This is a genomic window from Ruegeria aquimaris, from assembly GCF_025751555.1.
In the GTDB taxonomy this organism is placed as follows: domain Bacteria; phylum Pseudomonadota; class Alphaproteobacteria; order Rhodobacterales; family Rhodobacteraceae; genus Ruegeria_B; species Ruegeria_B aquimaris.
Genome location: NZ_JAOWLB010000022.1, coordinates 22,480 through 45,759 on the forward strand (window position 1 = coordinate 22,480; position 23,280 = coordinate 45,759).

Annotated in this window: 22 protein-coding genes and 1 tRNA gene; 7 read left to right on the forward strand and 16 right to left on the reverse strand. The window is 63.8% G+C overall.

Annotated elements, in window-relative coordinates; genetic code table 11:
• Nucleotides 1-44 precede the first annotated feature (44 nt).
• Complete coding sequence (locus tag OE747_RS20920; RefSeq protein ID WP_263830413.1) at nucleotides 45-557, forward strand: MarR family winged helix-turn-helix transcriptional regulator; 513 nt, start codon at nucleotides 45-47, stop codon at nucleotides 555-557.
• Nucleotides 558-640: 83 nt separating this feature from the next.
• Here OE747_RS20920 and ppk2 read toward each other — a convergent pair whose 3' ends face one another.
• A complete protein-coding gene (gene ppk2 / locus OE747_RS20925; protein WP_404818345.1) occupies nucleotides 641-1,531 on the reverse strand; it encodes a polyphosphate kinase 2 in 891 nt (296 codons plus the stop codon).
• A 191-nt stretch (nucleotides 1,532-1,722) separates the two neighbouring features.
• Nucleotides 1,723-2,181, reverse strand: a complete 459-nt coding sequence (locus OE747_RS20930; RefSeq protein ID WP_164129702.1) for an Lrp/AsnC family transcriptional regulator — start codon at nucleotides 2,179-2,181, stop codon at nucleotides 1,723-1,725.
• Between the two features lie 138 nt (nucleotides 2,182-2,319).
• Between OE747_RS20930 and ald the strand changes: the two genes are divergently transcribed.
• Nucleotides 2,320-3,435, forward strand: a complete 1,116-nt coding sequence (gene ald, locus OE747_RS20935) for an alanine dehydrogenase (protein ID WP_263830415.1) — start codon at nucleotides 2,320-2,322, stop codon at nucleotides 3,433-3,435.
• 86 nt (nucleotides 3,436-3,521) lie between these two features.
• Here the strand turns inward: ald and OE747_RS20940 are convergent, their stop codons facing one another.
• A complete protein-coding gene (locus OE747_RS20940; RefSeq protein WP_263830416.1) occupies nucleotides 3,522-5,216 on the reverse strand; it encodes a hypothetical protein in 1,695 nt (564 codons plus the stop codon).
• Nucleotides 5,217-5,549: 333 nt separating this feature from the next.
• On the opposite strand from OE747_RS20940, the gene OE747_RS20945 reads away from it, so the two are divergent.
• Complete coding sequence (locus OE747_RS20945) at nucleotides 5,550-5,768, forward strand: hypothetical protein (protein ID WP_263830417.1); 219 nt, start codon at nucleotides 5,550-5,552, stop codon at nucleotides 5,766-5,768.
• Nucleotides 5,769-5,837: 69 nt separating this feature from the next.
• Here OE747_RS20945 and OE747_RS20950 read toward each other — a convergent pair whose 3' ends face one another.
• The 5 genes from OE747_RS20950 to mscL form a co-directional block, all read right to left on the reverse strand.
• Nucleotides 5,838-7,580, reverse strand: a complete 1,743-nt coding sequence (locus OE747_RS20950) for an aldehyde dehydrogenase family protein (protein WP_263830418.1) — start codon at nucleotides 7,578-7,580, stop codon at nucleotides 5,838-5,840.
• A gap of 18 nt (nucleotides 7,581-7,598) precedes the next feature.
• Complete coding sequence (locus OE747_RS20955; protein WP_263830419.1) at nucleotides 7,599-9,218, reverse strand: GMC family oxidoreductase; 1,620 nt, start codon at nucleotides 9,216-9,218, stop codon at nucleotides 7,599-7,601.
• A 257-nt stretch (nucleotides 9,219-9,475) separates the two neighbouring features.
• Nucleotides 9,476-9,552, reverse strand: a tRNA-Met gene (locus OE747_RS20960).
• 187 nt (nucleotides 9,553-9,739) lie between these two features.
• Nucleotides 9,740-10,546: a mechanosensitive ion channel family protein gene (locus OE747_RS20965; protein WP_263830420.1), complete on the reverse strand. Its 807-nt coding sequence runs from the start codon at nucleotides 10,544-10,546 to the stop codon at nucleotides 9,740-9,742.
• 79 nt (nucleotides 10,547-10,625) lie between these two features.
• Nucleotides 10,626-11,054, reverse strand: a complete 429-nt coding sequence (gene mscL, locus OE747_RS20970; RefSeq protein ID WP_263830421.1) for a large conductance mechanosensitive channel protein MscL — start codon at nucleotides 11,052-11,054, stop codon at nucleotides 10,626-10,628.
• Between the two features lie 245 nt (nucleotides 11,055-11,299).
• On the opposite strand from mscL, the gene OE747_RS20975 reads away from it, so the two are divergent.
• The gene (locus OE747_RS20975; RefSeq protein WP_263830422.1) at nucleotides 11,300-12,001 is read left to right on the forward strand and encodes a glutathione S-transferase family protein; all 702 of its coding nucleotides are present in this window, start codon (nucleotides 11,300-11,302) and stop codon (nucleotides 11,999-12,001) included.
• Nucleotides 12,002-12,007: 6 nt separating this feature from the next.
• Here the strand turns inward: OE747_RS20975 and OE747_RS20980 are convergent, their stop codons facing one another.
• The 3 genes from OE747_RS20980 to OE747_RS20990 form a co-directional block, all read right to left on the reverse strand.
• Nucleotides 12,008-13,165, reverse strand: a complete 1,158-nt coding sequence (locus OE747_RS20980) for an MFS transporter (protein ID WP_263830423.1) — start codon at nucleotides 13,163-13,165, stop codon at nucleotides 12,008-12,010.
• A 73-nt stretch (nucleotides 13,166-13,238) separates the two neighbouring features.
• Nucleotides 13,239-13,688 (reverse strand): YtoQ family protein, encoded by a 450-nt coding sequence (locus OE747_RS20985; protein WP_263830424.1) that lies wholly within the window; start codon nucleotides 13,686-13,688, stop codon nucleotides 13,239-13,241.
• A 64-nt stretch (nucleotides 13,689-13,752) separates the two neighbouring features.
• Nucleotides 13,753-14,385: a class I SAM-dependent methyltransferase gene (locus OE747_RS20990; protein WP_263830425.1), complete on the reverse strand. Its 633-nt coding sequence runs from the start codon at nucleotides 14,383-14,385 to the stop codon at nucleotides 13,753-13,755.
• 84 nt (nucleotides 14,386-14,469) lie between these two features.
• Here OE747_RS20990 and OE747_RS20995 point away from each other — a divergent pair, with 84 nt between their 5' ends.
• Nucleotides 14,470-15,354, forward strand: coding sequence for a LysR family transcriptional regulator (locus OE747_RS20995; RefSeq protein WP_263830426.1), 885 nt, complete (start codon nucleotides 14,470-14,472; stop codon nucleotides 15,352-15,354).
• A gap of 53 nt (nucleotides 15,355-15,407) precedes the next feature.
• Here OE747_RS20995 and pheT read toward each other — a convergent pair whose 3' ends face one another.
• The 3 genes from pheT to OE747_RS21010 all read right to left on the reverse strand — a co-directional run bounded on the left by pheT (nucleotide 15,408) and on the right by OE747_RS21010 (nucleotide 20,462).
• On the reverse strand, nucleotides 15,408-17,804 hold the full coding sequence (pheT, locus tag OE747_RS21000) for a phenylalanine--tRNA ligase subunit beta (protein WP_263830427.1): 2,397 nt from the start codon (nucleotides 17,802-17,804) through the stop codon (nucleotides 15,408-15,410).
• 313 nt (nucleotides 17,805-18,117) lie between these two features.
• On the reverse strand, nucleotides 18,118-19,191 hold the full coding sequence (gene pheS / locus OE747_RS21005) for a phenylalanine--tRNA ligase subunit alpha (RefSeq protein WP_263830428.1): 1,074 nt from the start codon (nucleotides 19,189-19,191) through the stop codon (nucleotides 18,118-18,120).
• Nucleotides 19,192-19,301: 110 nt separating this feature from the next.
• A complete protein-coding gene (locus OE747_RS21010; RefSeq protein ID WP_263830429.1) occupies nucleotides 19,302-20,462 on the reverse strand; it encodes a WD40/YVTN/BNR-like repeat-containing protein in 1,161 nt (386 codons plus the stop codon).
• A 162-nt stretch (nucleotides 20,463-20,624) separates the two neighbouring features.
• Between OE747_RS21010 and OE747_RS21015 the strand changes: the two genes are divergently transcribed.
• Together OE747_RS21015 and OE747_RS21020 are read left to right on the forward strand one after the other, a co-directional pair.
• Nucleotides 20,625-21,227 (forward strand): pyridoxamine 5'-phosphate oxidase family protein, encoded by a 603-nt coding sequence (locus tag OE747_RS21015; protein ID WP_263830430.1) that lies wholly within the window; start codon nucleotides 20,625-20,627, stop codon nucleotides 21,225-21,227.
• Between the two features lie 127 nt (nucleotides 21,228-21,354).
• A complete protein-coding gene (locus OE747_RS21020) occupies nucleotides 21,355-22,527 on the forward strand; it encodes an adenylate/guanylate cyclase domain-containing protein (RefSeq protein WP_263830431.1) in 1,173 nt (390 codons plus the stop codon).
• A 136-nt stretch (nucleotides 22,528-22,663) separates the two neighbouring features.
• Here OE747_RS21020 and rplT read toward each other — a convergent pair whose 3' ends face one another.
• Nucleotides 22,664-23,029 (reverse strand): 50S ribosomal protein L20, encoded by a 366-nt coding sequence (rplT, locus tag OE747_RS21025; protein WP_093034506.1) that lies wholly within the window; start codon nucleotides 23,027-23,029, stop codon nucleotides 22,664-22,666.
• Between the two features lie 15 nt (nucleotides 23,030-23,044).
• Nucleotides 23,045-23,245 (reverse strand): 50S ribosomal protein L35, encoded by a 201-nt coding sequence (gene rpmI / locus OE747_RS21030; RefSeq protein WP_263830432.1) that lies wholly within the window; start codon nucleotides 23,243-23,245, stop codon nucleotides 23,045-23,047.
• Nucleotides 23,246-23,280: the final 35 nt, after the last annotated feature.

A 23,280-nucleotide genomic window follows, 5' to 3' on the forward strand; every position in this document is an offset into this window, starting at 1 on the left:
AACACAATCGCTCTAGGCTGCGGTGGCATCAGGATCAGGAGCCCATGACCATCGACCTTTCCGACGACCTGTTCCTTGTCCACCCCGACGGCACGGCTGACGGCCCCGCCGCCGCAACGCTCAGCTTTACCCGCTCGCCGACGGTCCTGCTCACCTTTGCCGGGAACCGGTTCACCCGGGCGGCAGCGCGGCATTACCAATCGGAATTCGGCATCGGTGCGATGGACTGGCGCATGCTGGTGATGCTGACGCGCGAGCCGGACAGCTCGGTCTCGCATGCCGCGCGCACCATCGGCATCGACAAGGCGGCGGTCAGCCGCTCGCTGCGCCGCCTGGAAACGCTGGGGCTGGCTGCAGCCCGGGACGGCGACGAACGGCGCCGCCACTGGACCCTGACCGAGGCCGGGCGCCGGATGCATGGCCGTATCCTCGACAGCGCGCTGGAGCGCCAGCGCCGCCTGCTCGACGGCTTCACGCCAGAGGAGGTCGACGCCTTCACCACCTATCTGCGGCGCATCCTCGACAATATCGAAACGCTCGGCGCCACCGATCCCTGAGCCCACCCGCCGCTTCATTTCGCTCGAAGTACTCCGGGGGGAGCGCCGCAGGCGCGGGGGGCAGAGCCCCCCTGGCCCGGGATTCAATAGACCTTCGGCACGTAGAGCTCGTCAGGCAGCACCCGGCGTTCGTAATCGGGGTTATACTTGCGGTCCGGCAGCGTGACCTTTTCGTGCGGCACATCGGAATAGGGGATCTTCGACAGAAGATGCTCGATGCAGTTCAGCCGTTCGCGCTTCTTGTCATTTCCCTCGACGATATACCACGGCGCCTCGGGGATGTTGGTGCGTTCGAACATCGCCTCCTTGGCCTTGGTGTACTGTTCCCAGCGGATGCGGCTTTCCAGATCCATAGGCGACAGTTTCCATTGTTTCATGGGATCGTGGATGCGCATGAGGAATCGCATCTGCTGTTCCTCGTCGGTGATCGAGAACCAGTATTTCAGCAGGATGATGCCCGAGCGCACCAGCATGCGTTCAAACTCGGGAACGTCCTGAAAGAACTGTTCCACCTGGTCATCGGTGGCAAAGCCCATCACCCGTTCGACGCCCGCGCGGTTGTACCAGGAGCGGTCGAACAGCACGATTTCGCCCCCGGCGGGCAGGTGCGGCACGTAGCGCTGGAAATACCACTGGCTCTGTTCCCGGCGCGAGGGTGCGGGCAGCGCCACCACACGCGCGACACGCGGGTTCAGCCGCTGGGTGATCCGCTTGATCACCCCGCCCTTGCCGGCGCTGTCGCGCCCTTCCATCAGGATGCAGACCTTGGCGCCGGTATGTTCGACCCAGTCCTGGACCTTGATCAGTTCGGCCTGGAGCCGCAGCAGGTTGCGGAAATAGGTCTGCCGGTCCAGCATGTCGGGATGCTGGTCCTTGTAGATCTTGCGGATCTCCATCGAGAGCATCGGCTCGCTGAACTCGATTTCGATATCCTCGTCCAGCGAATCCTCAAGTTCGGCTTCGAGCCATTCCATCGACGGATCGTTGGTTTCCTTGGTCAAGATAAATTCCTTTCGGCTTTCTGGCTGGGCATCACCCGTAAGGGCGTGGGATGAAAATCTGATGTCATATGGACCGGCCCCTGTCGTTGCGGGAAATCAAACCGCGCGAACCGGGATCTGAAACCAGACATGGGAAGGCGGGCGGCGGCTGCAAGGTCTGCCTCTCAGACCGGGAGCGCCGTGGTCTTGAACACGGTCCTGAGGGCGAACGAGCTTTGCATCTGGGCCACGCCAGGCAGACGCGACAGGTATTGGCGGTGGATGCGAGCAAAATCCTCGGTGTTTTCGGCAACGACCTTGAGGATGTAATCGGCGGTTCCGGCCATCAGGTGGCATTCCAGCACGTCCGGGATGCGCGACACCGCCTTTTCAAAGGCGTCAAGCAGTTCGTCGGCCTGGCCCTGAAGCGTGATTTCGACAAAGACTGTGGTCGGCAGCCCCATCTTGCGCGCATCCAGCAGGGCGACATAATCGCGGATATAGCCGTCAGCCTCTAACCGCTGCACCCGCCTGTGGCAGGCAGAGGGGGACAGATTGGCCCGTTCCGACAGGTCCGCATTGGACATCCGACCTCTGGTCTGAAGGGCCGCGAGAATCTTTCGATCTGTCGCATCAAGGCTCATGCGCGCACATCCTTTGCGTGTTGATGATCATAGTTCGAAGAATATCGCAAAAAACATGCAAATGACGAGTGGAGTTTCACAGAAATTGTTTGCGTGATCTGCCAAAACATTGGGCAGATTGCGAACGGAGGACGCGAAATGAAAATCGGATGCCCCAAGGAAATCAAACCTCAGGAGTTCCGTGTCGGCATGACCCCGAACGCCGCGCGCGAGGCGGTCTCGCACGGGCATGAGGTGATCATCGAAACCAATGCCGGTATGGGTGCCGGGTTCGAGGATGCGGATTACGTCGACGCGGGCGCCAAGATCTTGGGCACCGCGGCAGAGGTGTTCGCCGCTGCCGACATGATCGTCAAGGTCAAGGAGCCGCAGGCCATCGAGCGCAAGATGCTGCGCGAAGGCCAGCTGCTGTTCACCTATCTGCACCTGGCGCCCGATCCGGACCAGACCCATGACCTGCTGGCCTCAGGCGCGACCTGCATCGCGTATGAGACCGTGACCGACCGCAACGGCGGCCTGCCGCTGCTGGCGCCGATGTCCGAGGTTGCCGGTCGTCTGGCACCGCAGGTCGGCGCCTGGACCCTGCAAAAGGCCAATGGCGGCCGCGGCGTCCTGATGGGCGGCGTTCCCGGTGTGGGTCCGGCCAAGGTTCTGGTCATCGGCGGCGGCGTCGTCGGTACCCACGCGGCCAAGATCGCGGCTGGAATGGGTGCGGATGTGACCGTGCTCGACCGCTCGATCCCGCGCCTGCGTTACCTCGACGACGTCTTTGGCGGCACCTTCAAGAACAGCTATGCCAGCGCAGGCAACACGATCGAGCTGGCCCGTCAGGCCGACATGATCATCGGCGCCGTGCTGATCCCGGGTGCGGCCGCGCCCAAGCTGATCAGCCGCGCACAGCTGAGCGAGCTGAAGCCGGGTGCGGCGCTGGTTGACGTTGCGATCGACCAGGGCGGCTGCTTCGAGACCTCGAAGGCGACCACGCATCAGGACCCGATCTATGAGGTCGATGGCATCATGCATTACTGCGTCGCCAACATGCCGGGCGCGGTTGCGCGCACCTCGACCATCGCGCTGGGCAACGCCACCATGCCCTTCATGCTGGCGCTGGCCGACAAGGGCTGGAAACAGGCCTGCGCCGATGACGTGCACCTGCTGAACGGCCTGAACGTGCATGCCGGCAAGCTGACCTATGCCGCCGTTGGCGAGGCGCTGGGTCTCGACGTCGTGTCGGCGAGCCAGTTGGTCCAGTAAGCGGTCTGACCGGCCTGACAGTGCAAGAGTGGAGAACCCGTCGGCTGGTCCGGCGGGTTTTTTCGCCACCGGGGGCAGCAAACAGGCTAGGTGCGGGACGAAAAGACCGGGTAATGGCTGCTGTAGCGCCAACTGCGGGCCAGGTTGTTCTTGCCCGCGATGGTGCGGTCGGAGACATGCTCTGACCACAAGGACAGAAGCACCGCGCGCGGCCCGTCGCCCTTGGGCATGTCGATCTCGACGATCTTGCCTGTCTCGTCCTTCCACATTGCAAACGAATGGCAAGGGCCAAACTTGCCTTGGCGATTTGCCCGGTCGATAAGCCCGTAGGAGGTCATGGTCAGCACCGAACTGCCGGGATCGTCGGCAAGGTTCGAGGCATATTGCGCGGGCCAGCGGTTCCGGATCTGCGGACCGTCCAGCAGCAGCGCAAAGATCAGGTTGGGCGCGACCGAGCGCAGGATCTCGTGGCACGGGTCGGAGCGCGCCAGTTCCTCGCAGATCAGGACGGAGAACACCGACCGCTTTCGGAAGCGGTGGAAATGCACCTCGCGACGGCCCAGGGGACAGGATTCCCACCAATACTTGATCTTGGGGTTGAGCGAGGAGGACAGCGCATAGGTTTCGACCTGACTGCGATCCATCCGCCAGCGATGGTGCTTTCTGCGGCTGGTGGTCCGGTGCAGATCGGCGGCGCCGTACCAGACCCGGGTCAGGACGTGGTTTCCCGGTTCGGGTGCACACCCGTCCGCCTCGCGGCAATTGTCGCTGCTGCCGGAGATTATGAATTCCAGACCCGGTTCCACTTTCTTGAGACGGGTGCACAAGTCCTCGAACAAGGCGTAATCCACCGCATATTCGGGCAGGACAATGCCATTTACACGCCGCGATTGATCTTTTGCCGATTTCAGAAGACTCTCGCAGTTCTCCAGAAACAAATCGCGCTTTTCCTTGCCCTTGATCCAGGTCTGATCGAGGTGAAAGTTGTCCCAGTCCTTTTTCCAGTAATGCAGGTTCTTTTGCGTCTGCTGCGTATCCTCGTGGGGACAAAAGCACTTGGCCTCAAGCGTCGCGGGCTCGGGTATCAGCAGGATATCGAGCGTTTCCTGATCTTCGCCGTTTGCCGGTTCGGGCAGGTCGTACCATGAACAACGCACCTCGCCGCGCCCCGGCAACAGGCTCAGGTTCCGGGTCAGGTTGCGCAGGGTCGCGCCGACCGGCGCCACCCGGACCTTTGGCAGCACGCAGACGACCGAGCGGTCAGCCAGGAGCGTGAGCGACGCGGGCGGACGGGGTGTTTCCATTCCGCTCGCCCCGCCACGCCGCCAGCGCATCCTGGTGAGCTTGTCATCCTCACGATAGGGGGTCAGATACCAATCCTCGACAAATTCCTCGAACGGGCTGCGCTTAAACGCGCCAACGGGGTCGCGCAAAATCCGGTTGCAGGCCATGTCGGAGATCATCACCAGCTTCAGCGCCCAGCGCCACCATTTGCTGTTGTCCGCATCGTCGCCCAGATAGGAACCGGGGGTGACGGGATCGCCCCAATGGCGGATCAGTTGCCGCCACAGGACCTGAACATATTTTGGCGGAAAACCCTTTGGATTCTGTTCCGCATCGCGCCACATTTCACCCGCCGTATCGGCCAGTTTGCGGTCGGCTGTGGACAGTACGAATTGCCCGCCGCTCAGGTCGTCCTTTTCGGCAAACGGGGAAGGTTCGAAAAACGCGATGACGCCGCCGACCTTTAGCAGATAGGCGGCGACCGCAAAAACATCCATTGGGTGAGGTGGGCAAATCTCCCATTTCCATGTCAGGGAAATGGTTCCATCCACCTTGTAGTCGGGCAATTCCACCGAACCCGTCGGCAACACATTGCGGATAACCGAACCAACCGTCTGATCTTTCACACAAAAATCCCCGATCACAATAAATGGTTGAAAAACGAAACCCAACCCTCAACCATTTGTCAACGATTTCGTGATACTCTCCTCCGGACTGGTTCTGGAAAATGCCGCACCGGGGCCATATTTACGCTTGGCACCCCATGTGGTATTAGGATCACGTCGATACGACGCATTCTGACCGGCTTATGGTTAACGAAGAGGCGCACGATGCCCAGCAGAACGTCTGACAAACTGCGGCAGCAGCAGGTCGAACGAGCCAAACGCTATGAGAAAACGCACGAGTCGGCGGTTCAGGGTTACGCCGAATACGTGGCCAGGCAGGCTGAGTTGCAGGGGTTTGCAGAGTTGGGCTTGCCGGTGGATGACGACTTTACCGAAAGCGTGCGCGAGGCTGCCGAGGACCGGTTTCGCAAGGCTGCCCTCTGACATCCGAACATTTGGCGCTGCGCGCAGGCTTGGACCGTGTGCGGCTGTCGTGCCACCGCCTGCCAACTCTCAGCCCAGCAAGGCGTGATAGAAGATGCCGGGCAGCTTGAACCAGTTGGGCTTGTACTGAAACGCCGTCAGCGCTTTGCCGATCTTGTGCTGGCGGGTGTTGGTGATGAAGAACGGCGGCCGCGGCAACAGCGAGAATTGCCCTGACAGCAACCCGCGCGGAAACGGCCGCCAAGGCGCCCGGACCACCGTGCGCTCGGTCTTTTCCAGCATGAAGGCGTTGTGGACCGTGCCGATGCCGGAACCGATATCGTCCAGCGTGTGGCCGGGAAAGGCGCCCCAGGGGCAGGCCGCGATCAGAAAGCCCAGCCCGCACCAGCCATTGATGCCGATGGTGCCATAGCGCAGTTTCGCCACGATCTGTTCAAAGCGCTTCTTGCCGATCTGTTTAATGGTTTTTGGGTGGATCAGGATCTGGCAGCCCAGCGTGCCCCAAAGCTCGGTATTGGCATAGTCGATGGCCGCCTCGAGATAGGCGGCGGGATCGGGGGCCTCCAGCTCCTTGATGCTGAGCGCGGGGGCGAACACCTCGCACGCGGCGTTGAAGTGGTCCTCGCCCAGTTCGCCCACGATGAGCGCCGGGGCGTTCGGGCCGCGATCCACCCTGTCGGCCTTGCCCGCGTAACGGGCATAGGTTTCCAGCCGCTGCTCGGCGCCGGGATACCAGGCGGGGCGGGTGGAACTGGCGGCCACCGTTTTGACCGCGTCCACCAGCCGCGCGCCCTTGTCCCAGCCCTTGGGCAGGATCAGCGCCTGGCAGGCGATGCAGTTGTGGCCTGAGTTGTGCAGCTTCATCGTGGCGATGTTTTCCGCCTGAAACCGGATATCGGCCGGGGTCCACGGCCCCGGCACCACGATGGTCGGGCTGACCGAGCCAAGCTCGGACGTGAACCGCTTGGCGTTCCGGGGGGTACCGGCCTTGCGGTTTCTTGCGCCCTCTTCGCCGGTGCCCCAGACGATGGCGTCATGGGTGGTATCGGCGCCGGTGATATGCAGCTCCTCGACAATGGGATGGTCGCACAGATAGGCGCCGCCCCTGGCGTCGCCCTTGACGATGCGCAGGAAACCTTCGTCGATGAAGAGTTTCATGGCGATCCTGTAATAGTCGGTCAGGTAATCGTTGACCGGGTTCATCTTGAGGATCACCACCTGGTTTTCCAGGATCAGCTTTTGCAGCACGTCGAGCGGAGTGATCGCGTTCACATTACCCGCGCCCAGCACCAGCGCGACCTTGCCGGTGCGCTTGGCCTCGGGCTGGCCATAGGCGATGGCGGCGTGATCCCTCAGGTTTGCGCGGGTCACGCCCTGCTGCATCCAGACCTCGGCCGACACGCCGGACAGCAGCAACCGGTCCCAGATCGAGTGCGGCAGCACCTTGACCGCCAGCTGGCCGGTGACCAGTTCGCGGGTCGGCAGGTGGTCGAGAAACGCCTTGCCCTGCATCTGCGACAAGGTGGCGATCAGGGCATTGCACCCCGCCATGCAGGCATAGGGCCCGGCGATCCATTCCTCGCCAGCGACGGCGGTACCGGGGATCAGCCCCTTTTTGCGGGCGGCTGTGTCGGCCCAGCCCTGGGCCACCTTCATGATCCCGTCCTTCATGCCGGACAAAAGGCGGATGCGGTCGGCGACCGGCGACCGCGCCCAACGATCCTTGGCCGCGTGCAACTCGGCCAGGGCGGTGTCGTAGGCGTCGTAAAGGTTATCTTGGTCTTGCAGGTCCAGTTGCGCGGCGTCGAGCACTTCGGAGTCCTTTCCAGGTCAGGCGGCGTGATCGGCCTTGATCATGTCGGCGCATTTCTCGCCGATCATGATCGAAGGCGCATTGGTGTTGCCCGATACCAGGAGCGGCATGATCGAGGCATCGGCCACGCGCAGCCCCTCGAGCCCGCGCACCCTGAGCCGGGGATCGACCACCGCCATGTCATCGACGCCCATCTTGCAGGTGCCGACCGGGTGATAAACGGTGTCGGCGCGGTTGCGGATGTGCTGTTCCCACTCGGCATCGGTGGTGGTGTCATGCACCCCGAACAGCTCCTTGTGCCGGTACTTCGCCATCGCTGGCGCCTCAAGCACGGCGCGGGTCATCTTGGCGCCCTTGATCAGGGTTTGCAGGTCGCGATCGTCGCTGAGGAATTTCGGGTCGATGCCGGGATCGGCCATCGGGTCGCCCGATTGCAGGAAGACCTCGCCGCGCGAATGGGGACGCAAGACGCAGACATGGCAGGAATAGCCATGACCCAGGTGCAGCTTGCGCGCGTGATCGTCGACAATGGAGATCACGAAATGGGTCTGCACATCGGGCCGGTCGAGGCTCGGGTCGGTCTTGAAGAAACTGCCCGCTTCGGCGATGGACGAGGCCACCATCGAATTGCCGTCCTTGCGCCATTTCAGGATCTCGCCCACCAGTTTCGCGGTTGCGCGCAGACCGATGCCGATATTGTCGGTATCGCGGGTCTTGTAGGCGAGGATGAAGTCGATGTGGTCCTGAAGGTTCTGGCCCACGCCGGGCAGGTCATGCACCATGTCTATTCCGTGCGGGGTGATGTCCTGCGCCCGACCAACCCCGGACAATTGCAGCAGTTGCGGCGACTGGAACGCGCCGCCGCAGAGGATCACCTCCTTGCCCGCAAGAACCTGTTTGTCCTGCTTGCCCTGACGATAGGCGACGCCGATAGCGCGCTTGCCTTCGAACAGGATGCGGGTCGCGCGGGCCTTGGTGATGACGGTCAGGTTGGGGCGCTGGTCCATCACGGGATGCAGATAAGCGGCTGCCGCCGAACAGCGTTCGCCGTTCCTGTCGGGGGAATGAAAGATGCTGGTCTGGTAGAGGCCCGCGCCTTCGTTATTGCCGGTGTTGAAATCCTCGGTCCGGCGGATCTGCATCTGGGTGCTGGCCTCGATGAAGGCCTCTGAGATCGGGCGCGGCGCCTTCTGGTTCGAGACATGCAGCGGGCCGCTGTCGCCATGCATTGCGTCGGCGCCGCGCACGTTGTTTTCGGCCTTTTTGAAATAAGGCAGGACGCTGTCCCAATCCCAGCCGTCGTTGCCCAGATCGGCCCAGCTGTCATAGTCCTGTTTCTGGCCACGGATATAGAGCATTGCGTTGATCGCCGAGGAGCCGCCCAGCGCCCTGCCGCGCGGCTGATAGCCCTGGCGCCCGTTCAGCCCCGGTTGCGGCACCGTCTTGAAGGCCCAGTTGTTGATCTTGCCATAGCCCGGCAGCATCCCCACCACGCCCAGAGGCGCGCGGATCAGGATGTCGCGGCCTGTCCCGCCCGCCTCGAGCAGGCAGACCTTGACCTTGGGGTCCTCGCTGAGACGCGACGCCAATGTCGCGCCCGCGGACCCGCCGCCAACGATTACGAAATCAAAGCTCATTTGTGCTTCCTCCCCGCGCGACCCGATCGCAGGAGAGGCGCGGATCTGCTTGATCTGCGGTCTCCACAGGGGTCGCATGTTGGAGTAGTGACAATTTTTGGACGTTTGTCCAGTTTTTTCGGGTCAGGTTTGTGACGAGCCCGGCCTCTGGCATGGATTTGGCGCGCGACGCCGCACGGCACGGACAACACGATCAACGGCGCACGTGTTCACGCAAAACCGGGTTCTGCATCGGATGAGAGAGAATAGAGAGAGGGTGGTAGCGTGAGGCGGACTTGAACCGCCGACCCCAGCATTATGAGTGCTGTGCTCTAACCAACTGAGCTATCACGCCGCAACCACGGGCGGTGACTACCCAAGCGCGGCGGCGGTGTCAAACGGATTCCGGGGCGTCAAAGGCAAAATTTTCCCGGCCGGTTTTCGGGCGTCTCCGGGGTGCGGGGGCGCTGCCCCCACCGCCGCAAGCGGCGGTTCCCCCGGAGTATTTGAAGCGAAATGAAAGACCTGCCCCGCAGAGGGGATCAGCCCTTTTTCTGGATCTCGACCGAGTGCGGATAGGGAATCGAGATGCCACCCGCGTCGAAGGCTTCCTTGATCTTGCGGGTGAGTTCGAACTTCAGTTCCCAATAGTCGCCAGCCTTGCACCAGAGCCGGGCGGTGAGATCGACGGAGCTGTCGCCCAGATTGGTGACACGGACCCAGGGCGCGGGGTCGGACATGACCCGCGCGTCGGCGCGTGCGGTGCCTTCGATGATCTTCATCGCGGTGCCGGCGTCGTCGCCATAGTCGATCCCAAACACCAGATCGACCCGGCGCGTGTCGTGGGCCGAGAAGTTCATGATGATCGAGCCCCAGGCCTTGCCGTTGGGCATGATGATCTGAACGTTGTCGGGAGTGACCAGTTCGGTGGTGAAGAGATTGAGGTCGCGCACGGTGCCAGCCGTGCCGCCGATATCGACATATTGGCCCAGCTTGTAGGGCCGGAAGATCACCAGCATGACCCCGGCGGCAAGATCGCTGAGCGTGCCCTGAAGCGCCAGCCCGATGGCCAGCGATGCGGCGCCCAGAATGGCGACGATGCTGGTGGCCTGGATGCCGAAGATGCCCAGGACCGCGACCAGCACCATGGCCAGGATGCCCCATTTGACGGTGCTGGCCAGGAAATTGCCCAGCGTCGGATCGATATGAGGCGTTGCGTTGACCCGCTTGCGCACCATGTTGCCGACCGCTCCGGCAATCATCCAACCGATTATGATAACGACGAGCGCCTTGCCCGCGTTGAGAATAAGCGGCCACAGCATGTGGGCCTGATCCATGTATTCCTGCATTATTCACCTCTCCTTTCAGCCTCGCACAAATGGCAGGGCCGCCCTCACCCGGAGAGCGGCCCCGATCCGCGTGCGGTGTTCAGCGTTTCAGAGCGTCGCGGATTTCGAGCAGGACGTCCAGTTCAGACGGCCCTGCGGGCGCCGCGGGCGCCGCGGCCTCTTCCCTGGCGGCCGCGTCCTTGGCCCGGTTCACCGCCTTGACCAGCAGGAACACCACCCAGGCGATGATCAGGAAGTTGATTACCGCCATGAAGAAGGCACCATAGGCAAAGACCGAGGCCCCGGCCTCGCGCGCGGCGGCGAGCGAGTCGTAGGCGGCGCCGTCGCCGCCCAGCACCACGTAATTGTTGGTGAAATCCACCCCGCCGGTGAACAGGCCGATGATCGGATTGATCAGATCGTCGACCAGCGATTTCACGATTGCGGTAAAGGCGGCGCCGATGATGATGCCGACCGCCATGTCCATCACGTTGCCCTTGGCGATGAACGCCTTGAATTCCTTGAGCATGTTCCGTTCCCCTGGATGTCCCATTCTTGTTGCGGGCCCTCTGGCCCGGCACAGGAATACCCGCTGGCGCCCATAAATCACGGGGAAAATTCGCATTCCGGGCATAGCTTTTCCGGTGCTCGGACCCGGGCGCTGTTCGTCAGGGCACAGACCGTATGGAACCGGCGCACAGACCGGGGCCTTAAACCGGCGGACCCGCACCCCTAGCTTGAGGCAACGAGAGTCCGGGATAAGGAGCCCCCGCCATGTTCGATCTCAACGAATTCCCTGTAAGCCGCCGCTGGCCGTCGCAGAACCCTGACGTGTTGCAGCTTTACTCCTTTCCCACGCCGAACGGGATCAAGGTCTCGATCCTGCTGGAGGAGTTGGGCCTGCCTTATGAGGCGCATACCGTCACGCTGTCGGATTCGGATGTGAAAAGCCCCGAGTTCCTGTCGTTGAACCCCAACAACAAGATTCCCGCGATCATCGACCCGGAGGGGCCGGACGGGCAGCCGCTGGCGCTGTTCGAAAGCGGAGCGATCCTGCTGTATCTGGCGGAGAAGACAGGGCGTTTCATCGGTGAAACCGCCGCAGACAAGGCGCGCGTCGTTCAGTGGCTGATGTTCCAGATGGGCGGGGTCGGTCCGATGTTCGGCCAGCTTGGGTTCTTCTACAAGTTCGCCGGAGCCGAGATCGAGGATCCTCGCCCCCGTGATCGTTATATCGCCGAGGCGCGGCGGATTCTGGCGGTGCTGGACGGGCAGTTGGCGACGCGGGACTGGATCGCGGGCGATTACTCGATCGCCGATATCGCCATTGGCCCGTGGCTGCGGGGGCTTGACTATTACGGCGCGCGCGAGGTTCTGGGCTGGGACGGGTTCCCGAATGTGGTGGCCTATCTCGACCGGTTCCTGGCGCGGCCTGCGGTGCAGCGCGGGCTGACGATCCCGGCGCGCGAGGAGTGATCCCTGTCAGACCCGGCGCGACAGGGGTAGAAAGACAAATACGCCCAGTATCGCCAGCACGATGACAAAGGCGGCAAATTCGAAAGCGGCGGACACTGTTCCGGCGCTTTCGGCCCATTTGCCGCCCAGACCGGGCAGGATCGCGAAACAGGCGTAATAGACGGTGTAGAACAGGCCCATGCCGATGGCCCGCTGTTGGGGTTTCAGAACGCGGGCGGGCAGGCTGATCAATCCCGCGACCGGTATGCCCGACAAGAGACCGATCAAGGCCATGGTGATCAGCATCGGCGGGACGCGGGGAAACAGGAACAGGGCGAGGCCAAAGAGGCTGAGGCCGGTCAACAACACCGCCGCGGGCCGCCCGGTGCGATCTGTCAGCCAGCCGCCAAATGTACCGGTCACGACAACGGTCCAGGACACGATGCTGATCGACAGGCCCGCCAGTTCCAGCGACATCCCCCTGTCGACAAGCGATGTGGGACCAAAGGACAGCAAGGCGGCAAGGCTGGCGTTGAACGCGCCCCAAGAGAACCCGGCAACAAGCACGGCGGCAAGAATAGCGCCCTGCGGCACGGCCCGGGCAGGTGTGCCTGTGGTGACGGGTTCTGTGTCGGGGCGGCGATAGAACAGGAAAAAGGCGACCAGGGCCGTCGCGATCAGGCCGGTTTCGACCTCGAACGGCAGCGCGACGCCACCTTGGGCCGCCAGCCAGGGCTGTACCACAAGCGACAGGCCGATACCGGCAGGCCAGGAGTTGATGAAGATCACCATGGCGGTTGCGATCTGGCGATTGGCGAACCAGTCGAGCACCAGCTTGCTCATCAGGACGTTCATCAGGATGCCACCGATACCGGCCATCAGCCGGGCGGCGCTGAACACGCTCAACGGCGGTTGCAGCGCCATGATCAACGACCCGGACGTCATCAGCGCCAGTCCGAAGAGGATCACCCTTTCATCGCCGAACCGGCGGGCGATGCCGCCGCCCGGCAGGGCAACCACCACCCCCGGCAGGAAATAGAGCCCCACGATCCAGCCGAGCCCGGCGATATCCAGCGTGTAAGTGTCAGACAGCACAGGACCGATGCCGCCGATGGTCGCGAACTGAAAGGCCATGGTGCAACGCACCAGAAACAGCAGGATAAGAATACGCCAATGCAACGCCATCGTTCCCCCTCCGACAGCAAATGCGACCAGCTTCAGGATAATCCGTTGTCCGTCAACGAAAATCGCGTGAGGGTCAGGCGGGCAAGATCCCGGTCAGCACATAGCGCAGGACGGCGACCACCTGCGCGGGCGTCTCGGTGACGGCGAGCGCAGCCGCGTGCACCTCTTTCAGCGCGTGCTGATCTTCCGGCGGGCTGAGCACAATGATCGACTTGCCCAGCGCGGCGGCATAGCCCGCGTCAAAAGCCGCGTTCCACTGCTTGTACTTGTCGCCAAAGCGGACCACGACCACATCCGCGTCTGATATGCCTTTGCGGGTGCGGATGGCGTTGAGCATGGCGCCCTTGTGGTCGTGCCAGTACTTGTTGGGTTCGGCACCCAGGATCGCCACGCCACAATCGTCGCTGGCGGCATGGTCGGTAACCGGGCTGGCAAAGCTGACATCCAGCCCCTTGGCACCCGCCACGATCTGTTCGCGCCAGTCGGTGTGGATTTCGCCCGAGAGGTAGATTTTGAGGGTCATCCGGGTCTCCTTTCCGCTGGCCCCGACCCTAGGGTCGGGGGCCGCCGGGGGCAACCCCGGTCGGTCAGCGGCGGCGGGCGACGAGGAAGCGGCGCGGGTCCTTGGCCGGAAAACTGTCCTGTTCGATCAGGTCGAACCCGGCGCGGATCACCGCGCGGTCCAATTGCTCTTCGGTCAGAAAGCGCACCGACGGCGCCTTGCCCAAAAGTTGCATCAGCGGCAGGGCGAGGCGGATCGCGTAGAGCTTGAAACTGTTCCGCCCGGTTCCGACACAGAAGGTTTTCGAGATGAACAGCCCGCCGGGTTTCAGCCGGTCACGGATGGCGGCAAGGCTGGCATCCAGATCGTCGACCAGATGCAGCAGGTTGAAGGCAAGTGCCGCATCAAACGAACCCTCAGGCGGGTTTTCCGCCTGCGCCTCGACAAGGTACATGTTGGTCACGCCCTGCTCCGCCGCCTTGCGGCGCCCGACCGCCAGCATGGCCGGGGCACTGTCGCTGGCCACGATCTCGGCCACGTTCGGGGCAAGCCGCAAGGCGGTGGTGCCGGTGCCGCAGCCCAGTTCCAGAACCCGGTCGCCCGAGTTCAGGTGGGCGGCGGTGCGTTCGATCGTATAGTCATAAGATGCCATGTCCGCGATCGGGGTGCGGGCGTATTTCTCGGCGATCCGGTTCCAGAATGTTACGCTGTCAACCATGGGTGTCTCCTTTTGCCGGAAGAATAGATATGCGCCGAGCCATTAGAAATTGCCGAAATTCGCAGTTTGCTTATACAGGAATGCATGAGCGATCTGACCAAGCTGGACTGGAACCATATCCGCGCTTTTCTGAAAACCGCCGAGGCGGGGTCTCTGTCGGCTGCGGCGCGGCGGCTGGACCTGACACAGCCGACCCTCAGTCGGCAGGTGGCCGCGCTGGAGCAGGATCTGGGCGTAATGCTGTTCGAACGGATCGGGCGGACACTGGTGCTGACCGAGGCGGGGGCCGACCTGCTGGAACATACGCGCGCCATGGGGGCGGCGGCGGACCGGGTGGCGCTGGCAGCCTCGGGTCAGGCGCAATCCATCGAGGGGCGCGTGCGGATCACTGCCAGCGACGTGATGTCATCCTATGTCCTGCCCGAGGCACTGCGCCGCATCCGCGACCAGGCCCCCCGGCTGGAGATCGAGGTAATCGCGGCCAACGATATCCGCGACCTGATGCGGCGCGAGGCCGATATAGCCATCCGCCATGTGCGCCCCGAGCAGCCCGACCTGATCGCCCGGCTGGTGCGCGAGGCAACGGCGCATTTCTATGCCGCTTCCGATTATCTCGACCGGCGCGGGCGCCCGCTGACCAAGGCTGATCTGGCGACGCATGATTTCATCGCCTTTGGCGATGTCACCGAGATGCTCGGCCATTTGACGCCGATTGGCCTGCCGCTGACGCGCGCGAACTTCCGCCTTGGCTCGCAAAGCGGGGTGGTGGCCTGGGATTACGTGCGGCAGGGTTTCGGCATCGCACCGATGGGCGATGACGTGGCCGCCGCCACGCCGGGGATCGAGCGGGTGTTGCCCAAGATGGAACCTCTGCTGTTTCCAGTCTGGTTGACCGCGCATCGCGAGTTGCATACCAGCCGACGCATCCGGCTGGTGTTTGACATATTGGCGGATTACCTGAGCGCATGAGACAGGAAAGGGCGCGCCACACGGGTGCGCCCTTTCCTGCGTTCAGGAGGGGATCAGCCGCGCAGGGTGCCGCCGGTGGCCTTGGCGACTTTTTCGACGATCTTGGCGCTGACGGCCTCGATATCCTTTTCCTTCAGCGTCGCCTCGGTCGGTTGCAGGCGCACGGTGATGGCCAGCGATTTCTTGCCCTCGCCCAGCGAACCGCCGATGAACTCGTCAAAGACGCGCACATCCTCGATCAGCGCCTTGTCGGCACCTGCGGCGGCATTGACCAGCGTCAGCGCCTCGACATTCGCATCGACCACGAAGGCAAAGTCACGCTCGACCGCTTGCAGGTCGCGCAGGGCCAGCGCCTCGCGCGTGGTGCCCGATTTACGGGGCAGCGGCACTTCTTCGGGCCAGAGCACGAAGGCGACCGCCGGTCCCTTGACATCCATCGCCTGGAGCACGCGGGGATGCAGCTCGCCAAACACGCCCAGCACCTTTTTCGGGCCAAGGCAGATGCGGCCATGGCGGCCCGGATGCCACCAGCCCTCGGCCCCGCGCAGGATCTGCACCTTGGCGGGCGCGCCCATGGCGGCCAGCACCGCCTCGGCATCGGCCTTGGCGTCATACACATCGACAGCGCGCGCGGCGCCATGCACGTCCTTGGGGCCGGTGCGACCCACCAAGAGGCCCGCGATCTGCGCCCGCTGTTCGCCCGGCTCGCCGCCATGGAACACCGGCCCCGCCTCGAACAGGGCCAGATCGGCAAAGCCGCGTGCCTGGTTACGGGCAGCGGCAGCCAAGAGGCCCGGCAGCAGGTCGGGGCGCATATGGCTCATTTCCGACGAGATCGGGTTTTCCAGCATGGTGGCGTCGGTGCCGCCGCCAAACAGCGCCGCGGCGGCCTGGTCGATGAAGGTGTAGCTGACGCATTCGTTGTACCCGAGCGAGGCCGCCGTGCGGCGCGCCATCGACAGGCGGCGCTGCTGCGGGGTCATCACCGGTTTGGGCACACCGTCGGTCAGGCGGGGCAGCGGCCTGCCCACCAGCTTGGTCAGCGAGGCGATGCGGGCGACCTCCTCGACCAGATCGGCCTCGCCCTGCACATCGGGGCGCCAGCTGGGCACATGCGCCATGTTGCCTTCGAGCCGGAAGCCAAGGCGCGTCAGCGTCTGGCGCTGCTCGCTCTCGGGGATGTCCATGCCGACCAGCGACCGCACCCGCTCGGCATCGAGCTTGTAGGCGCGGGAATGGTCGGGAACCGCGCCCGCGATCACCACATTGGATGCCTCGCCGCCGCAGATATCGAGGATCATCTGGGTCGCGTGTTCCAGCCCTTCGAGCGTATATTCCGGATCGACGCCGCGCTCGAAACGATAGCGTGCGTCCGAGTTGATTTTCAGCGCCCGGCCCGCCAGCGCGATCTGCACATTGTCCCAATAGGCGCTTTCGAGGAAGACATTCACCGTCTCCTCGGTGCAGCCGGTGGCCTCGCCGCCCATGATCCCGGCGATGCTCTCGGGTCCTTCGTCGTCCGAGATCACCATCATGCCGGGCTGGAAGGTGTATTCCTTCTCGTCCAGCGCCTTGAGCGTTTCGCCCCCCGCCGCGCGGTGGACGCGCAGGTTGCCCTTGACCTTGTCCGCGTCAAAGACGTGCAGCGGGCGGTTGTGGTCATAGGTCATGTAGTTGGTGATATCGACCAGCGCCGAGATCGGGCGCAGACCGATGGCGCGCAGCTGGTCCTGCAACCATTGCGGGCTGGGGCCGTTGCGCACGTCGCGGATCAGGCGGCCGGTGAAGAGCGGGCAGCCGTCGCGTGTATCCTCGTCGATGGTCACCTTGATCGGGCAGTCGAAATCGCCCGGCACCGGCGCATAGGCACGGATCTTGAGCGTGCCGAGGCCACGGGCGGCCAGGTCGCGGGCGATGCCCGCCACGCCCAGAGCATCGGGGCGGTTGGGGGTGATGGCGATCTCGATCACCGGATCGACCTTGGCCGGGTCGTTCTCGGCCAGCCAGTCGATGAACAGCTCGCCCACTTCGCCCGAGGGCAGCTCGATGATGCCGTCATGTTCCTCGGACAGTTCCAGCTCGCGCTCGGAACACATCATGCCGTGGCTTTCAACGCCCCGGATGTTGCCGACCGAAAGGGTCACGTCGATACCGGGCACATAGTCGCCCGGTTTCGCCAGCACCACGGTGATGCCTTCGCGCGCGTTGGGGGCGCCGCAGACGATCTGCTTGTCGCCCTCGTTGGTTTCCACCACGCAGACGCGCAGGCGGTCGGCATCGGGGTGCTGCTGGGCGGCCTTGACGCGGGCCAGGGTGAAGCCCGCCAGCCGCGCGGCGGGGTTTTCGATGCCTTCGACCTCGAGCCCCAGATCGGTCAGCGCCTCGGCGATCTCGTCCACGCTGGCGGTGGTGTCGAGGTGGTCCTTCAGCCAGGAGAGGGTGAATTTCATGTCGTCGTCCTGTCCTTGATACGAGGTCAGCCCGCCGCCGGGTCCGGTACGCTGCTGCCAAGGTTCATTTGGGTCACAAGGGGCTTTAGCGGATTAGAGCAGGCGGGAAAAGAGTACTTGGCGTCCCGGTGGTGCGCCGCGCAAGCGCCAGACCGCGGGATGGCGATCCTTGGGTCGTGCGGGGCAGTTTATGTCGGCCAAGTCCGTATGACCGCCGAAGTGCGCGCTGGTGGCCCAATATCGCCAGCCCGTGCGGGCGGTCTGGCGCTTGCGCGGCGGCCTGCGGCCTTGATTCCGCGCAGCCGTCGCCCCCTTACCTGCTCAAACCCCCATGCAGGTTCGGCATGTCGAGCGCGGCAAAGCCGTAATGCCGCAGCCAGCGCAGGTCAGAATCGAAGAAGGCGCGCAGGTCGGGGATGCCGTATTTCAGCATCGCCAGACGGTCGATGCCGATGCCAAAGGCAAAACCTTGGTACACATCCGGGTCGATGCCGCCGGCGGCGATCACCTTGGGGTGCACCATGCCGGAGCCGAGGATCTCCAGCCAATCGTCGCCCTCGCCGATCTTCAGCTGGCCTCCCTCCCAGGAACAGCGGATGTCGACCTCGGCCGAGGGTTCGGTGAAGGGGAAATGCGAGGCGCGGAAGCGCAGTTCGACATCGTCCACCTCGAAGAAGGCCTTGACGAATTCCTCGAGCGTCCATTTCAGGTTCGCCATCGAGATGCCTTTGTCGATGGCCAGCCCCTCGACCTGGTGGAACATCGGCGTGTGGGTCTGGTCATAGTCGGCGCGGTACACGCCGCCCGGGCAGATGACGCGAATGGGCGCGCCCTGCATCTCCATCGAGCGGATCTGCACCGGCGAGGTATGGGTGCGCAGCACATGCGGCGGACGGTTGTCGCCCTCGGCGCGGTGCATGTAGAACGTGTCCATCTCGGCCCGCGCCGGATGATGGCCGGGGATGTTGAGCGCGTCGAAATTGTACCAGTCGGTCTCGATCCGGGGGCCTTCGGCGACGGCGAAACCCATCTCGGCAAAGATCGCGGTCAGTTCCTCGCTGGCCTGGCTGATCGGGTGCAGCGTGCCCTCGCGGCGCGGCCGGGTGGGCAGCGTCACGTCGAGCCATTCGCTGCGCAGGCGTTCATCGAGCGCGGCATCGGCCAGCGCCGCCTTCTTGGCGGCCAACGCGCTGTTGATCTCGTCCTTGAGCGCGTTCAGCGCCGGGCCCGCGGTCTGGCGTTCCTCGGGCGTCATCTTGCCCAGTTCGCGCATCATCAGGGCGATCTCGCCCTTCTTGCCCACGGCGGCGACACGGATCGCCTCGATCGCGGCCTCGTCGGCGGCCTCTGCGATCTGGCCCAGATATTTGGCTTTAAGATCGTCCATGACGGTTCCCTGAAATTGCTCCGGAACCTGCTATCGGCCAATGGGCGCGATTGCAAGAGAACGACGCCGGGAAAGGGCCGTAATCTGGGCACCGTCGCGCGCGCGCCGCGTCAGGCGCGCTCGAGTACTTCGACGGAGAGGATCGTGGGCAGGTGGCGGGCGATCTCGGACCATGTCTCGCCCTCGTCTGCGGTGGCAAAGACCGAGCCGCTGTTGGTGCCGAAATAGACCCCGGCGGGATCGCATGTGTCGCCCGCCATGGCCTGCCGCAGGACTGTAAAGAAACAGGCGCTCTGTGGCAGGCCATTCCGCTGGTCCTGCCATGTCGCCCCGCCATCCGCCGAGCGCCAGACGGCGGCGGCAGCATCGGGCGGATAACGTCCGGCCTGATCGCCGTTGAGCGGCAAGGTCCAGATCATCCGCCCGTCGCGCGGATGAACATGGATCGGAAAGCCGAAGGTCGAGGGCAGGCCGGGGGTGATGTCGTCCCAGCTGCGGCCGCCATCCGAAGACCGCCAGACGCCGTGATGGTTCTGCTGGTAAAGCAGGTCCTCGGGACCGGCGGCGCGGCGCATGTTGTGCACGCAATGGCCGGTTTCGCCGTCACGCGGCGCGGCCGGGTGGTCGTGATGCCCGCAGGCCTCGGCATTGGACAGGCGGTTACGGCGTTCCCATGTCGCGCCGCCATCTTCGGTGGCGAACACTCCGGCCGCCGAGATCCCGACCCAGAGTTTGCGGGCATCGTCTGGGTCCGGCACAATCGTATGCAGCGTCAGCCCCGCAGCGCCGGGATTCCAGCTTTCGGCCGAGGGATGATCGGTCAGGCTGTCGATGCAGCGCCAGGTCTCGCCCATGTCGTCACTGGCCAGCAGCGTGGCGGGTTTGGCTCCAGCGTAGAGCCTGCCATGCGCCGCGCAAAGGGACCAGATTTGGGTGAATCCGTCTGCAAAAGGCAGCGGGCTATCCGTCCAGCCGATCATTTCGGCAAACTGGGGATCGTTGGCCGCCCAATCGTCCAGCGTTCCCCTGGTGAGGCGCGTCAGGGACCAGCTTACCCCTTTGTCATCCGATCTCCAGACCCCTGCCCCATGGAAGTCGCTGCCGCCCCCGGCCCATATGGTTCCGGTACGCGGGCAGCCGATCACATGGTTGATGGGCCAGCCGTCGCAGAACGGCCCCGCGACCGACCAGCGCTTGCGGCCGGGCTCTCCTCGCAGGATGAACGTACCCTTGGTGGTGCCGATCAGGATGTCCGGTGATGTATCGTGCATGGCCCTGCCCGCGATTGCCGATCCCCGACGATAACACGCACAACCTCCCATGGCATCGATTCCCGAAGCACCGGCCCCGTCGAGCGTTCGTGTCGCGAAACCTCTGGCGTCCGTTCGCCGGAAAGACGAGAAAGGTCTGGACGCTACTGCGAGGAGAGCCCGATGCGCCCCATAACCGAAATGGCCGAGCTTGAGGGCCTTTATGGCGCGGCGGTGCCCGCGTCGCTGACCAAGGTCCGTACCCGGCTAAGCCCGCTTTACCGCCAATGGATCGAAACCGCGCGGTTCTGCGTGGTGTCGACGGTCGGCCCAGAGGGCACCGATGCCAGCCCGCGCGGCGATGACGGCCCGGTGGTGCGCATTCTCGATGACAGTACCCTGTGGCTGCCTGACTGGCGCGGCAACAACCGGATCGACAGCCTGCGCAACATCGTCCGTGACAATCGGGTCAGTCTGATGTTCATGGTGCCCGGCTGTCAGAACGTGGTGCGGGTGAACGGCGCCGCCTTTCTGACCGCCGACAAGGAGGCCCGCGCCAGTTTCGAACGCAAGGGGCGCCAGCCTGCAACGGTCATCGTGGTCACGGTGGGCGAGATGTATTTCCAATGCGCCAAGGCGCTGATGCGTTCGGGTCTCTGGACGCGGGGCGACGAGAGCGGGCTGGTCCCCACGGCGGGCCAGTTCCTGCGCGAACAGGACGCCGGGTTCGCCGCCGAGGAGTATGACGCGGGCTATGCCGAATATGCCAAGCCGCGGATGTGGTAAGAGGCGCGCGGCCAGCGGGACGGCACGGGTCGAGCGGACGCTTGACTGCGCAGAGCGCCATGTTGGCGCCACGCCGCACCACGCAATGAGGCTAGGCATCAAAATCACCTTGCGGTAATCAGAGGTGATGGAAGCGGCCGCCAAACTCAACACTTGGATGATGACAACCGGGCGCCGGTCGGGTGATCCGATCGAGATCGTCTCGCATCTTTGCACGGCGCTGACCGACGCTGGTGTGCCGCTCTGGCGCGTGAACATAGGCCAACGCTTTGCCAACCCCTTGCTGATCGCCTGGGGCGTGGTTTGGACGCCGGACGGGACCGAAGTCTATGATGTGACACATGCGCGGATGCTGACCGACGGGTATATCGGCAGCGCGTTCGAATACATCCTGGAGAACCAGCGCCCTCTGCACAAAAGCCTGCGCGGCCTGGACCCGGCGCGCGACCATGTCTCATACCTGGAATTCGCAGCCGAGGGCGGGACGGACTACTATGCCACCTTGCTCGACTACGGAGATGGTTCGCAACACGGCTGCACCTTTGCGACGCGGGCCGAGGAGGGGTTTTCAGCCACCGATCTGGCCCTGATCGAAGCGGTAAAACCGGGACTGTCCTCGGCGATGGAGCCGATCACCATGCGCAAGTCGACCCGGAGCCTGTTGCGCACATATCTGGGTGATGGCCCTTCGACGGCGGTCTGGAACGGCGCCATCAAGCGCAGCAAACGCAGCACGCTTGACGCCGTGATCATGTTTTCCGATCTGCGGGGATTCACGGCCTTTTCCGACACGCAGAGCGAGCAAGAGGTATTCGACGCGCTGGACGGATATTTCGAAGTGGTGGTGCAATCGGTCGAGGAAAACGGCGGCGATGTACTCAAGTTCATGGGCGATGGTGTTCTGTCTGTCTTCCCGATCTCTGGCACTGCGGAAACGGCCGAGCGATGCCGACAGTCCGCCATGGCAGCGCAGGCTGTGCTTGCCGGTCTTGCGGCATTGAACGCGCGGCGCGGCGCAGAGGGCAAGGGGGCGCTGGAGGTCGGCATCGGCCTGAATGCGGGTCAGGTCAGTTATGGCAATATCGGCAGCCAGGGCAGGCTGGACTTCACCGTGCTTGGCGGCGCGGTCAATGTCGCCAGCCGGGTCGAGGGGCTGACCAAGGCGGTCGGCGCCCCGGTTCTGGCCACGTCTTCGGTGGCGCGACACGCGCCGGATCTCTTCGTCTCGCGGGGTAGGCATGCGGTACGCGGGCTGAAGGATACGGTCGAGATCTTCACGCTTCGCGGCAACGCCCCTTGATGGGGGAGTAGACTGTCGCCGCGTCGAATAGAAGTTGAGCTGCGGCCCAGTCGGGCGATGCTGCCACCCGCCAGAAACGAAAAGACCGCCCCGGAGGGCGGCCTTTCCTTCACTGTCTCTCGTCTGATGCGAGCGATCAGGCGGCCAGAGCGGCCTGGGCCTTGGCGACGATGGCGCCGAAGGCTTCGGGCTCGTGCACGGCCAGGTCGGCCAGAACCTTGCGGTCCACTTCGATGCCGGCCAGGTTCAGGCCATTGATGAAGCGCGAATAGGTCAGCGCCTCGTCATGGCTGCGCACGGCGGCGTTGATCCGCTGGATCCACAGCGCGCGGAAGTTCCGCTTGCGGGCCTTGCGGTCACGGGTTGCATACTGGTTGGCCTTGTCGACGGCCTGGGTCGCCACCTTGAACGAGCTCTTGCGACGGCCATAGTAACCTTTGGCGGCCTTGAGGACTTTCTTGTGACGGGCGTGGGTTACGGTTCCACCTTTAACGCGGGACATCTCTTCAATCTCCTCTTAGCGGTCGTAGGGCATGTAGCCCTTGACGATCTTGGCGTCGGGGGCGGACAGGGTCGTGGTGCCACGGGCGTCGCGGATGAACTTGGTGGTGCGCTTGATCATGCCGTGACGCTTGCCGGCCTGGCCGGTTTTCACCTTGCCGGTCGCGGTCATCTTGAAGCGCTTCTTGGCGCTCGACTTGGTCTTCATCTTGGGCATTTCCGTCTCCTTTTTGGGTTCGGTTTGCGCGCGAC